The organism is Lolliginicoccus lacisalsi (assembly GCF_014841105.1).
Lineage (GTDB): Bacteria > Actinomycetota > Actinomycetes > Mycobacteriales > Mycobacteriaceae > Lolliginicoccus > Lolliginicoccus lacisalsi.
The window spans coordinates 423,795-436,232 of record NZ_JACYWE010000002.1; the positions used below are offsets into that span (position 1 = coordinate 423,795).

Genomic DNA, 12,438 nt, shown 5'->3' on the forward strand with positions numbered 1-12,438 from the left:
CCCGATCGTCAGCAGCCTACATCAGCGGCGCGCGCGGGACCTCTTGCGCGGCGGCGGCAGCAGCCCCTCGGCACGCAAGTAGGACGCGTGGGCGGCAAGCGCATCAACGAGGGCGCCGACCTGCGCGGTCTCCGGCTGAACGTCCACGCGCAGCCCGAACTCGATCGCGGTCTCCGCCGTCTTCGGGCCGATGCAGGCCACGATGGTGCGCTGGTGCGGCTTGCCGGCGATGCCGACGAGGTTGCGGACGGTGGAGGAGGATGTGAACAGCACCGCGTCGAATCCACCGGTCTTGATCATCTCGCGGATCTCCGCGGAAGGCGGGGCGGCACGGACGGTGCGGTAGGCGGTGACATCGTCGATCTCCCAGCCGCGCTCGCGCAGGCCCTCGGCGAGGGTCTCCGTGGCGATGTCGGCGCGCGGGAGCAGCACCCGGTCCACGGGATCGAGCACGTCGTCGTAGGGCGGGAAGTCCGCGAGAAGGCCGAGGCTCGACTGCTCGCCGGATGGAACGAGTTCGGGGGTGATGCCGAAGGCGCGCACCTTCTCGGCGGTAGCCTCGCCCACGCAGGCGATCTTGACTCCGGAGAATGCCCGGGCGTCGAGCCCGAACTCCTCGAACTTCTCCCACACCGCCTTGACCGCGTTGGTGGAGGTGAAGACGACCCACTGGTACCGGCCATCGACGAGGCCCTTGACGGCGCGCTCCATCTGGGCGGGACTGCGCGGGGGCTCCACCGAGATCGTAGGCACCTCGATCGGGATGGCGCCGAAGTCGACGAGCCGCTCGCTCATCTCCCCCGCCTGATGCTTGGTGCGCGGCACGAGGACGGTCCAGCCATACAGGTCGCGGGTCTCCCACCAGGACATCTTGCCGCGGGCCGCGACGACCTTGCCGACGGTGACGATCAGGGCGCCTTGCAGGTCCGTGCCCGCCGTGTTGAGAGTGGCGAGGGTGGCCTCGATGGTCCGATGCTTGCAGGTGGTGCCGCTGATGGTGATGGCCGCGGGGGTCTGGGGCGCGAGGCCGTGCTCGACGAGCGCGCTGGCCACCTCGGCGAGATGGCTGGCCGTGGCGTGGAGCACCAGCGGGCCCGGGGCGGCGGCGAGCGCGGACCAGTCGACGTTGCAGCGCACGTCTGCCTCGGTGTGCCCGGCGCCCAGCGGCATGCCGGCGTACGCGGGAACGACACAGCCTGGAGCGAGGCCCGGCACGACCTCGAACTGCACCTGGGTGCGCGCCACCGCAGTGATCTCGGCGAGCACGGAATCGGTGGTCATGGGGTCGCCCGCCACGAGCCGCACCACATCGTGCCCCTTGCGGGCCTCGGCGACGAGCGTGCGAGCCACCTCGGAGGGCTCGCCGAGGGCTGGCTTGACCTCGGTGGCTGGCGAATCCTCGGCGCCGGCGCAGAGGCATTCGCCGACGAGACCGACCACGGCCTCGCTCACGTCAGCATCGACGAAGGCGACCGCTGTGGATTCGAGCACCTGCTTCGCGCGCAGGGTCAACAGAGCCGGGTCGCCTGGCCCGGATCCGACAAAGAGGATCCGGCCAGGTGTGCTCTTGCGTGCTCGGCTCATCGGCGAAACTCCAGTCAGGTCGCAATGGTGTGTCACGGGGCTGGCTGCGGGGATCACTGCCCGGGCGGATCAGGATCCGCCTCCCGCGTGGCAGGCATGAGGTCCCGTGCGCCTAAGTCAAGCAGTTCGCGGGCGAGTTCCTGGCCGGTTTCCGCGGCTTTGTGCAAAGCCCCAGTTCGCGACGAACGGATCACCTCGGAACCGTCGAGCGCGACCACGCAGGCGCGCAGGAATAGCTCCAGGTGGGTGTTGCCATCATCGTCGAGCGATTCGGCGATCACGGCGAGCGCGCCGACGGGAGCGGTGCAGCCCGCCTCGAGCTCCGCGAGCAGCGCGCGCTCGGCGGCGACGGTGGCGCGGGAGTCCGCGTCATCCTGCCCGGCGACCGCGGCGATGATGTCGGTGTCGCTGCTGCGGCACTCCACGGCCAGGGCTCCCTGCGCGGGCGCTGGCAGCATCTGCACCGGGTCGAGCGACTCCGAGACCTCGCCGAGGCGATCAACGCGCGCGATGCCAGCACGTGCCAGCACGACCGCGTCGAGCTCGCCCGAGGTCACACGGCCGATGCGGGTGTCGATGTTGCCACGCAGCGGGACGATCTCGAGACCAAGGCCCAGCGCGCGGAGCTGGGATGCCCGCCGCGGGGCGGAGGTACCGATCCGCGAGCCCGGCGGCAGCTCGCCCAGCACGAGGTTGTCCCGCGAGACCAGGGCGTCGCGGGGATCCTCGCGCGGGGGCACCGCTGCGATGACGAACCGGGGGTCGGCTGCGGTCGGGAGGTCCTTGTAGGAGTGGACGGCGACATCGACCTCGTCGGCAGCGAGCGCGTCGCGCACGGCCGCGGTGAACACGCCGACGCCGATCTTCTCCACGGGTTCCGCGGAGGCATCCCCGGCGGTGCGAACGACCACGAGCTCGGCGGGGTGCCCGGCAGCGATCAGGGCATCACGAACGGTACCGGCCTGGGTGAGGGCGAGGATGCTGCCCCGGGTCCCGATGCGGAGCGGCCGATGCGGTTCACTCATCGTCGAGGCTCCGTGCCGCTTGCCCGAGAGCTGCCGGGGGGATCTCGTGCGCCGTGGCGGTCACCGCGGCCGTGGTGGCGGGCGCCAGCTCGAACAGCTCCCGCAGCGCCTCGGCATAGTTGCCCCCCTCGGGCGAGGACGCGAGCTGCTTGACGCGCACGGTGGGGGCGTGGAGCAGCTTGTCGACGACGCGGCGCACCGTGTTGGCGATCTCGGCGCGGTGGGCATCCTCGAGGGCGGGAAGCTTCGAGTCAAGGCGCATCAGCGCTGCCTCCACGACCTCGGCGGCGCGGCGGCGCAGCGCGGTCACGGTGGGGGTCACCTGGGCGAGCCGCTGGTTGCCGAGGTAGGTGGCGAGCTCATCGGCCACGATGGTGTGCGCGGCCTCCGCGTCGCCGACCGCCGCCCCGGCACCGGGATCGCGCCGCAGGGTCTCCATATCGAGCAGGTGGACGTGGGGCAGGCCAGCGATGGCGGGCTCGACGTCGCGCGGTAGCCCGAGATCACAGATGACGAGCTCGCGGTCCATGCGGCGGGCCATCGCCTGATGGGCGTCGGCGAGCTCGACGACCGCGCCCACCGCGCCCGTGCAGGTCACCAGCACATCGGCCGACGCGATGGCGTCGACGAGCCCGGACAGGTCGGAGGCGCTGGCCTCGACCCCGTTCTCGCGTGCTGTCGCGGCGAGGTTCGATGCCTTGTCGAGCGTGCGGTTGACGATGTCGAGGCGGGTGATGCCGGCCCGGGAGAGGTGCGCGACAGCGAGGCCAGCCATGGCGCCCGCGCCAATGACAGCGGCGCTGCGGCCCGCGAGGCTGCCGTGGATCTTCTGTGCCCGGTCGAGCGCCACGGACACCACGGAGGCTCCCGCGGAATCGATGCCTGTCTCGGTGTGGACGCGCTTGCCCACGCGCAGGGCGTGCTGCGCGAGCTCATGGACGACCCTGCCCGCGGCCTGGTACTCGTCGGACTCCGCGTAGGCGGTGCGAACCTGGCCGAGGATCTGCTGCTCGCCGACGACGATCGAGTCGAGCCCGCTGGCCACGGCGAACAGATGCTCCACTGCTGCTTCGCTGTAGTGCACGTAGGCGTGGCGCGAGAGGACATTGATGTCTAGCCCGGAGTGCTCGGAAAGCAGGGTGGTGACGTCGTTGAGCCCGCCGTGGAAGGCGTCGACCACGGCGTAGATCTCCACGCGGTTGCAGGTGGAGATGACCATCGCCTCGGAGACGTGCGGCGATGACATGATGGCGTCGAGCATCTTGGGGCGGTCAGCCTCGGCGAACGCGACTCGCTCGAGAATGGGCACGGGGGCGCTGTGGTGGGACACCCCGAGGAGCAGGATACTCACGGCAGCATCACCGGTCCGCGTTCCGGGAGCCTGGACCCGCAGTCCACACACTGGTGCCGTCGAGTGGTGGGAACGCTCGCGATGTTCCCTCGCCCTGGTGGCGCGCACGCTGCCAGTGGGTGATCTGTTCCCTCACTTCGAAGGCTCCTTGCCAGCCAGTGGATATCCTGTTAACCACAGTAAACCCGTCGCACTGTTTGTCTAACGGTAACGGTTGATGATCGCCGTTTCCAAGTCAGCGAAGCGCCCTGACCAGCCCCAATCGATTGAGGGTACCCTCACATCACCAGGTCGGCGCGGAGTCGGTCCACATCCACCTCGCCGTAACTGTGTTCCACGCCATTGAGGAGGACCACCGGCACGCGATCCCCGTACTCCTCGCGCAGCTCGGGATCCCGCGCCGCGGCCTCATCGACGTCGACCTCCTCGAAAGCCAGCCCGAGCGGCTCGAGCACCTCCTCGAGCGCGGCCCTGGCCGCCACGCACGCCGAGCACCCCGCCCGGCCGAGCAGCATCACCACCGACCGCTCCCCCGCCGTTCCACCTGCCCCGGAATCCTCAATGCCCACGCCTCGAGCATAGGCTGCCCGCTGAGCCCCCGTGCCTCACGCTGCCTTTGGCGTGTGTGGCACTGTGGAGGCGTCTAGTCTGATGGGCAAGGCTGCGAATCGGGAGGTTGGGACGTGCCGGACCGTACAGGGTTCTTCAGCACTGGCTCGGATTGGATGCGGAGCCGGTGGGAGGCGCACCGCCCATTCGGCATGAGCATCGCCGAGAAGCGCCTCAACATCGCGGGCGAGGCTAGTGCCGAAATGGCCCACGCGCTCTACGAGGCAGCCCACGACGCCCGCGACCGCGCCGTCCCCCGCGACCTCACCGCCGCAGCGTTCTTCGACGTCGACAACACCATGGTCGCTGGCGCATCCTCCATCCACTTCATCCGGGGCCTCGCTTCCCGCAACTACATCTCCGTGCGCGATATGGCCGCGGCCGGCTGGACCCAGCTGAAGTTCCGGATCACCGGCAAGGAGAACAGCCGCGACGTGGCGAGCGGCAAGGAAAAAGCCCTGTCCTTCATCGCCGGCCGCTCCACAGCCGAGTTCACCCAGCTCGGCGAGGAGATCTACGACGAGCTCATCGCCGACAAGATCTGGCCTGGCACCCGCGCTCTCGCGCAGATGCACCTCGACGCTGGGCAGCAGGTATGGCTGGTCACCGCCACGCCGGTGGAGCTCGCGCAGGTGATCGCCAAGCGGCTCGGCCTGACCGGAGCGCTGGGCACCGTGCTCGAGAGCAAGGACGGCAAGTTCACCGGCAGGCTCGTCGGCGACCTGCTGCACGGCCGCGGCAAGGCGCACGCGATCCGCGGCCTCGCCGCGCGCGAGGGACTGAACCTGCGCCGCTGCACGGCCTACTCGGACAGCTTCAACGACCTTCCCATGCTCACTGCCGTCGGCACGGCCGTCGCCATCAACCCGGACTCGGACCTGCGCGTCGTCGCGCGGGACCGGAGCTGGGAGATCCGCGACTTCCGCACGGGCCGCAAGGCAGCGAAGGTTGGCATCCCGACCGCGCTCGCCCTCGGAGCCCTCGGCGGCACCATCGCTGCGATCGCGAGCCGCCGCGCCGAGCGCTGAGGCCGCGAGCGCCAGCTACCCGAGGAAGATGTTGCGCCGGTTGGCGAGCACCCGGTAAAGGGTCTGCTGGATGGTCTCGCGCACCTGGTCGGTCAGGTCGAAGACCACCATCGGATCCTCCGCGGCGGCGCAGTCATACTCCGAGGTATCGATGGGCTCGCCGAACACGATGTGCCACTTGGTGGGCAGCGGGATCATGCCGACGGGGCCGAGCAGCGGGAACAGTGGGGTGATCGGGAAGTACGGCAGGCCGAGGAGCCGCGCGAGGGTCTTGAAGTCGCCGATCTTCGGGTAGATCTCCTCGGAGCCCACGATGGAGCACGGGATGATCGGCGCGCCCGTCCGCAGCGCGGCGGAGACAAACCCGCCGCGGCCGAAGCGCTGCAGCTTGTACCGGTCGGAGTAGGGCTTGCCAACGCCCTTGAATCCCTCGGGGAAGACCGCGGTGAGCTCGCCATTGCGGAGCAGGCGCTCGGCGTCGGGGTTGCAGGCGAGCGTATGCCCGGCTTTGCGGGCGACGCTGGAGACACCGGGCATGTCGAACACCAGGTCGGCGGCGAGCATCCGCATGGGTCGATGGCCGGGGGTCCGATCGTGCACCGCCACCGAGGTCATCAGCCCGTCGATGGGCACCACGCCCGCGTGGTTGGCAACGATGAGCGCGGCACCCTTCTCGGGCAGGTTCTCGATGCCGGTGACATCGACGCGGAACCACTTGTCGTACATGGGGCGCAGCAGGGGCAGCAGCACATTGTCGTTGAGGTGCTCGTCGTAGCCGAACTCATCGATCTCGTAGTCGCCCGTGATGCGGCGGCGCAGGAACGCGGCGGTGTCCGATACCTGCATAGCGATCTTGTTGCGGAATCCACCGAGCGGCAGTGGGATCGGCAGCGCGAAGTGCCCGGTGTCCTCGGCGTCTGCTCCGGGATCGCCCGCGGCACGTGGATCGTCGAACTCCTCGGCGGTGAGGTCAGTCCCCGCCGCCTCCTCCTGGCCGGCCGTCGCCTCGTCATCGGTGTCCTCGGACGGCACCGGCGGATGCTGCTGGATGAGGTCGTTGCCGGGGGCGTCGTGCGCTGCGGCGGCCCCAGCGGCTCGGCGCTGGAACGCATCACCGTGGAGCGGAATCACCTTGGCCATGCCTGTGCTCTCCCTTTGCGTCATGCCCACCGCGCTGCCGCGGCGACAACCTTCGATTCGAGCCGACGGACGGACTCCGGATCGATGATCCGGGACGACTTCCGGCTGCGGAGGAAATCGTCGAATGCCTGCATGGTCGTCCACCGTGGATGGAATCCGAGCTTCTCGCGCATGCGCAAGGTGTCGAGCCCGCAGCCAAAGACCAGGTAGTCGCGCTGGTCTCCCGCGTAGTCGTGCATGCCCAGCCGCTTCTGGAGGCTGGAGACGAGGGGGAACATCGGCGGCACGAGGGGCGCCTGGACGCCCCCGGCGCGCCGGATGGCCTGCGACAGGGCAATGACGCCATCCGCGGCGATGTTGTAGGTGCCAGGCGAACCGGCGACCGTGGCGCGCTCGAACGCGGCGAGCGCATCCTCCTCGTGGAGCATCTGCAGGCGCGGATCCCGTCCGAGGATCGTGGGCACGATGGGCTGCAGCAGGTAGCTCGTCAGATCGGTCTCGAGCCGGGGCCCGATGATCGGCGCGAGCCGGAGGATCGTCGTGGCGATGTCGGGGCGGCGGCGGCCGAGCGAACGGGTATAGCCCTCGACGTCGAGGCAGTCGCGCGCGAATCCGCCCTTCGGCGGCTTGCGGGCACTCATCTCCTCGGTGAACATCGCCGGATCCTTGGCACTCGATCCATAGATGGACCAGGAGGACTTGAGGATCACGCGCTGCACGTGATCAGACTTCTGGCACGCGGCGAGCAACTGCATCGCGCCGATGACGTTCATCTCCTTGGTGGCCGCGCGGCCACCGCTGCGCGAGGGGTGCGAGGCCATGGAGAGATGAACGACGGTATCGACCTCGGCGTTGCGCACGACCTTGGCGATGAGTGGATTTCGGATGTCCGCGCGGACGAAGTCGGCACGCCCCATGCGGCGGCGCATGTCCTTGGATGGCGGTATCGCATCGACCGCGATGACCCGCTCGATGTCGGGATTCTGAGCGAGCCGGGCGGTGAGGAACCCGCCGAGGAACCGGCTGGCACCGGTGACCAGCACGACGCGCGGCGCATCAGATGGCTTGGCCCCCGCGTCATCCCGGCCGGGCTCGTTGCTCCCGACGGCATCCGTGGGGGATCCATCGTCACGGTTCTCCGCCACGACCTGCTGCTCCTCCACTTTCGTGCTCACCATTCCTACCCTAGTGCGCGATCGAGGACGTCAACAATCCCGCTGCGGGACCGCGACCGCATCATGTCCGGATCGATGCCGAAAAAACCCGTGCCCACCACGTCATGATCGTGGCGGGCACGTTGGGCATCGATCAGCTTGCGGTGATACTAGACCGTTCAGGAGGCAACGGTCTAGCCCCCGCTACTTGCCAAGTTTTCTGCGCTGCACCCGGGTGCGACGAAGAAGCTTCCGGTGCTTCTTCTTCGACATGCGCTTGCGCCGCTTCTTGATCACTGAGCCCATATGGGTGCCCCTTAGTTCTGCTTGACGAATTCTCTTGATAGGCCTTGGCACGCATCACGCCGCCTGCCGACCAGGACGCGGGCTGGAAGCCGGATAAGCACCAGCTGCACATCACCCGGCATTGATCGCACGACAGCCGACGCGCCGAAGGACCATATTACCGGTCATCCACCGCGACCTGGTAACCGAGCGGGTCCCAGGGCGATTTCCCGCCCGCACGGGCAATCAGCTCACATCGAAGTACGCGGTCTGCAGGTAGTCATGGACAGCCTTCGCGTGGACCCGGAAAGACCGCCCGACCCGCACAGCGGGCAGCTCGCCGCTATGCACGAGCCGGTAGACCGTCATCTTGGAGACACGCATGAGCGTGGCGACCTCGGCGACCGTGAGGAACTGCGTCGAGCCGAACATCGATTGGGTCACGTTCTCATCACGCCCTGGTCCCGCGGGCTCCGCGGGCGGCATATCTGTGGCCATACTGGTTTCACCTCCGGCACGCTGCGCGCCACCGGCTTCCCCTCCGGCAGTGTTGACACGCGCGTGTCCCCCCGAGCTTACCGGGACACGTGTGCCTGATGCGACGAGTGGGCCCAAATAGGGCACAAAACGGACCCTCAGCGCCCCGTCCTGCAGCCCCAGCGCTCAACCGCGCTTCCCGAGCTCCACCGAGCGTGCGCGCGCTGCTCCGAGGGCATCGAGCACCGCGCCCCGGAACCCCTGCCGCTCGAGCTCAGCGAGCGCTGCGGCAGTCGTGCCGCCCGGGGAGGTCACCGCGTAGCGCAGGTCCGAGGCCACCGACAGCGGCAGCGCGCCCCCACGCTCCTCCTCGCCGACCAGCATCTCTCCCGCGCCCACCATCGTCTGCACGACGAGCTCGAGAGCAGCAGGTCGCGGCAGCCCCATCGTCACCGCAGCGTCGACCATTGCCTCGACCATGAGGAAGAAGTACGCGGGGCCGGATCCCGATACCGCGGTGACCGCGTCCATCGATGACTCGGGCATCACCAGCACCCGGCCCACCGGCTCGAGCATCGTGGACACCGCGGCCAGGTGCTCCTCGGTGGCGTAGCGGCCCCCCGCGACCACGCACATGCCCTTGTTGACCAGCATTGGCGTATTGGGCATCACCCGCACAACGGCCGTGCCAGCAGGCAGCTGCGACTCGAACCACTCCGTCGTCAGCCCGGCCGCCAGCGACACGACCAGCTTGTCCTTCTCGCTGACCTCGATCACGTCCACGAGAGCAGCAACCACGCCCTCCGCGTCACCCGGCTTGACGGCGATCACCAAGGTGCTCGCCTCCTCGCCCGCGTCGCGCACCGACATGGAGCGCACCCCATACCGCCGACTGAGCTCCCTCGCCCTCTTCTCCGACTTCTCGGACACCACGACATCCCGGGGGTCCACTCCCGACGACAACGATCCCGCGAGGAATGCCTCGCCGATCCGGCCACCGCCTAGTACTGCAATGCTCGCCATGCCGAGTAGCGTGCCACGATCAGCCGACCGATGCGAGCACCACGGTCACAGGTTCCCCGAGGGCTTCTCCTGCATAGCTGCCTCGTGGGCGGGATCGAGATGCTTGCGAGCGAATTGCAAGGCCTCGGCGAGCAGGAGCGAGCGCTCCGGGACGGTGCGCGCGTGCTTCGTGGAGATCTCCAGGATCACCTGCCCGGCGAAGCGCTGCGCGGCGAGCTGCTGGCATAGCTCGGCGCACGGCTGGGTGCCATGCCCGGGCAGCAGGTGCTCATCGATGGAGGCTCCGCGCCCGTCCGCGAGGTGGATGTGCGCCAGCCGCTCGCCCATGCGGCCCGCGAGCTCCATCGCGTCCGTGCCCGCCGTCGCGGTGTGCGACAGGTCGAGCGTGTAGTGGGGGTGGTCGATATCGGTGGGGTCGAAGGACGGCGCGAACGCCGTGAGCCCACGGCCCGGGCCGCCGCGGTCACGCATGCGGGCCGCGGAACGCTCCTTGCGCCCGAACAAGCGGTCGGCGCGCATCGGGAACATGTTCTCCACCGCGAGGTTCACGCCCGTGGTGCGCTCCAGGTTCCAGGTCTGCTCGGCAAAGCCCTCCGCGTAGCGGCGCTGCCAGCGGAACGGCGGATGCACCACCACGGTCTCCGCGCCCAGGTCGGAGGCAAGCTGCGCGGAGCGATCCAGCTTGGCCACCGGATCGCTCCCCCACACGCGCTGGGAGATCAGCAGGCACGGCGCATGCACCGACAGGATCGGCACGCTGTACTTGCGCGAGAGCGTGGCCAGCGCGGCCCGGTCCTGGCTGGATGCCTCCATCCACACCATGACCTCGACGCCGTCGTAGCCGGTCTCGGCGGCGTAGCGGAACCCTGCCTCGGTGTTCTGCGGATACACCGATGCCGTGGACAGACCGACCCGGACCTTGTGCCGACTACTCACGGTGCTCACTCGCCTTTCGTTCCATGGCCGAGGTCGGTATCGAGCTTGCGCAGGATGAGCCCCTCCCGCAACGCCCACGGGCAGATGTCCACGCTCTCCACATCGAGCGCCCGCATGCTCGCCTCGGCGACGAGGGCGCCCGCGACGATCTGCGAGGCCCGGTCCGAGCTCACGCCCTCGAGCTCCGCCCTGTCCGAGGCGGTCATGCGGGAGATGAACGCGATGATCTGCCGCAGCCCCGTCGCGGTGAGGGTACGACGCACGCGCGGCCCCGCCGAGGAGGGCGCCGCACCGGTGAGCCGGGCGAGCGAGCGGAAAGTCTTCGACGTCGCCACCGTCAGGTCTGCCTTGCCCGACCCCTTGACCTGCTTGGCCGCATCGGCCAGCTCGGCGTCGAGCCAGTCGCGCAGCACCGCGATCCGGCGCCGGTCCGGCGGGGCCTCCGGCATCCACTCCCGCGTCAGCCTGCCTGCTCCGAGCTGCAGCGAGAGAGCAACGTCGGGATCCTCGTCGATGCCGCTGCAGATCTCTAGCGAGCCGCCGCCGATATCCAGGTTGAGGATCCGGCCCGCGCTCCAGCCGAACCAGCGGCGCACCGCGAGGAACGTCAGCCGGGCCTCGTCCTCGCCGGGCAGGACCTCCAGCGTCACGCCGGTCTCGTCGAGCACGCGCGCGAGCACGGCGTCGGAGTTGCCGGCGTCGCGCACCGCCGAGGTGGCGAAAGCCATCATCTCCTCGCAGCCCGAGGATCGCGCGATGCCGGAGAACTCCGCGATCGTCTCGACCAGGCTGTCGGCGCACTTCCTCGTCAGATCGCCGTTCTTGTCGATCTGCTCGGCAAGGCGCAAGGCTGCCTTCGTGGAGCTCATCGGGGTTGGGTGACCACCCCGGTGTGCATCCACCATCAGCAGATGAACCGTGTTGCTTCCGACATCCAGGACCCCAAGGCGCACATCCTCCACGTTAGACCGCTACCGTCGAGCCTTGTGCACCAGCCCAACACTTCGGCCAACGCCGCGCCCCTCCCGCCCGCCGCGGAGGTGGAGCCCGATTTCCCGCGCGAGTGGATCGAGCTCACTGATCCGGGCAATCCCGAGCATGTCATCGCCGCGGACCTCACCTGGCTGCTGTCTCGCTGGACGTGCGTCTTTGGCACCCCGAGCTGCCAGGGGATCATCGAGGGGCGCGGCGCCGACGGCTGCTGCAGCCACGGCGCGTTCCTCGCCGACGATGAGGACCGGGACCGCGTGGCCGCGGCGGCGCGCCACCTCACCGAGGACGATTGGGAACTGATGGCCGAGGCGCACCATCCAGGTTCCGGGGAGCTCGACATCTACGAGCTCGATGAGCTCGACGGGGAGGAGGCGCTGCGCACCCGACGGCACGATGGCGCGTGCATCTTCCTCAATCGACCAGGATTCGCCGGTGGCGTGGGGTGCGCGCTGCACCACATGGCCCTGCGCACCGGCGAGGAACTCGTGGCCGTCAAGCCGGACGTGTGCTGGCAGCTCCCCATCCGGCGCACGCAGGAGTGGGTGGAGCGGCCCGATGGGGAACAGATCCTTCGCACCACGATCACCGAGTACGACCGGCGCGGCTGGGGCCCCGGTGGTGCCGACCTGACCTGGTGGTGCACCTCGTCCCCGGACGCGCACATCGGCTCCGAGGCGGTGTGGCGGTCGATGTCCGCCGAGCTGCGGGCACTCATCGGCGACGACGCCTACGAGGCGCTCGCGACGATGTGCCGCCGCCGCGAGGGGCTCGGGCTGATCGCCGTGCATCCCGCGACCGCCCGTGCCGGGGAAGCCGCGGATAGCTGATCGCGC

Annotated in this window: 13 protein-coding genes; 2 read left to right on the forward strand and 11 right to left on the reverse strand. The window is 69.2% G+C overall.

What is annotated here, in order from left to right; genetic code table 11:
- Nucleotides 1-21 precede the first annotated feature (21 nt).
- From HT102_RS05475 to HT102_RS05490, 4 genes are all read right to left on the reverse strand, one after another.
- Nucleotides 22-1,584, reverse strand: a complete 1,563-nt coding sequence (locus HT102_RS05475) for a bifunctional uroporphyrinogen-III C-methyltransferase/uroporphyrinogen-III synthase (protein WP_192038375.1) — start codon at nt 1,582-1,584, stop codon at nt 22-24.
- A gap of 53 nt (nt 1,585-1,637) precedes the next feature.
- Nucleotides 1,638-2,609: a hydroxymethylbilane synthase gene (hemC, locus tag HT102_RS05480; RefSeq protein ID WP_192038376.1), complete on the reverse strand. Its 972-nt coding sequence runs from the start codon at nt 2,607-2,609 to the stop codon at nt 1,638-1,640.
- Nucleotides 2,602-3,960 (reverse strand): glutamyl-tRNA reductase, encoded by a 1,359-nt coding sequence (locus HT102_RS05485; protein WP_192038377.1) that lies wholly within the window; start codon nt 3,958-3,960, stop codon nt 2,602-2,604. The genes hemC and HT102_RS05485 overlap by 8 nt, the downstream gene beginning before the upstream one ends.
- Before the next feature lie 278 nt (nt 3,961-4,238).
- The gene (locus tag HT102_RS05490) at nt 4,239-4,475 is read right to left on the reverse strand and encodes a glutaredoxin family protein (RefSeq protein ID WP_192038455.1); all 237 of its coding nucleotides are present in this window, start codon (nt 4,473-4,475) and stop codon (nt 4,239-4,241) included.
- Between the two features lie 210 nt (nt 4,476-4,685).
- Here HT102_RS05490 and HT102_RS05495 point away from each other — a divergent pair, with 210 nt between their 5' ends.
- A complete protein-coding gene (locus HT102_RS05495; protein WP_192038456.1) occupies nt 4,686-5,597 on the forward strand; it encodes an HAD family hydrolase in 912 nt (303 codons plus the stop codon).
- A 15-nt stretch (nt 5,598-5,612) separates the two neighbouring features.
- On the opposite strand, the gene HT102_RS05500 is transcribed toward HT102_RS05495, so the two are convergent.
- From HT102_RS05500 to HT102_RS05530, 7 genes are all read right to left on the reverse strand, one after another.
- Nucleotides 5,613-6,737, reverse strand: a complete 1,125-nt coding sequence (locus HT102_RS05500) for a lysophospholipid acyltransferase family protein (protein ID WP_192038378.1) — start codon at nt 6,735-6,737, stop codon at nt 5,613-5,615.
- A gap of 20 nt (nt 6,738-6,757) precedes the next feature.
- Nucleotides 6,758-7,912 (reverse strand): NAD-dependent epimerase/dehydratase family protein, encoded by a 1,155-nt coding sequence (locus HT102_RS05505; protein ID WP_408611308.1) that lies wholly within the window; start codon nt 7,910-7,912, stop codon nt 6,758-6,760.
- A gap of 183 nt (nt 7,913-8,095) precedes the next feature.
- Nucleotides 8,096-8,197, reverse strand: coding sequence for a 30S ribosomal protein bS22 (locus HT102_RS05510; protein ID WP_003402602.1), 102 nt, complete (start codon nt 8,195-8,197; stop codon nt 8,096-8,098).
- A 225-nt stretch (nt 8,198-8,422) separates the two neighbouring features.
- Nucleotides 8,423-8,608 carry a helix-turn-helix domain-containing protein gene (locus HT102_RS05515; RefSeq protein WP_192038457.1) on the reverse strand — a complete coding sequence of 62 codons (186 nt, stop codon included), beginning with the start codon at nt 8,606-8,608 and terminating at the stop codon, nt 8,423-8,425.
- A 231-nt stretch (nt 8,609-8,839) separates the two neighbouring features.
- The gene (proC, locus tag HT102_RS05520) at nt 8,840-9,676 is read right to left on the reverse strand and encodes a pyrroline-5-carboxylate reductase (RefSeq protein WP_192038380.1); all 837 of its coding nucleotides are present in this window, start codon (nt 9,674-9,676) and stop codon (nt 8,840-8,842) included.
- Nucleotides 9,677-9,721: 45 nt separating this feature from the next.
- Nucleotides 9,722-10,621 (reverse strand): sugar phosphate isomerase/epimerase family protein, encoded by a 900-nt coding sequence (locus HT102_RS05525; protein WP_333473297.1) that lies wholly within the window; start codon nt 10,619-10,621, stop codon nt 9,722-9,724.
- Complete coding sequence (locus HT102_RS05530; protein WP_192038381.1) at nt 10,618-11,565, reverse strand: Ppx/GppA phosphatase family protein; 948 nt, start codon at nt 11,563-11,565, stop codon at nt 10,618-10,620. Before HT102_RS05530 ends, HT102_RS05525 begins: the two co-directional genes overlap by 4 nt.
- On the opposite strand from HT102_RS05530, the gene HT102_RS05535 reads away from it, so the two are divergent.
- Nucleotides 11,524-12,432, forward strand: coding sequence for a hypothetical protein (locus HT102_RS05535; RefSeq protein ID WP_225443235.1), 909 nt, complete (start codon nt 11,524-11,526; stop codon nt 12,430-12,432). The two genes, HT102_RS05530 and HT102_RS05535, sit on opposite strands and share 42 nt — an antisense overlap.
- Nucleotides 12,433-12,438: the final 6 nt, after the last annotated feature.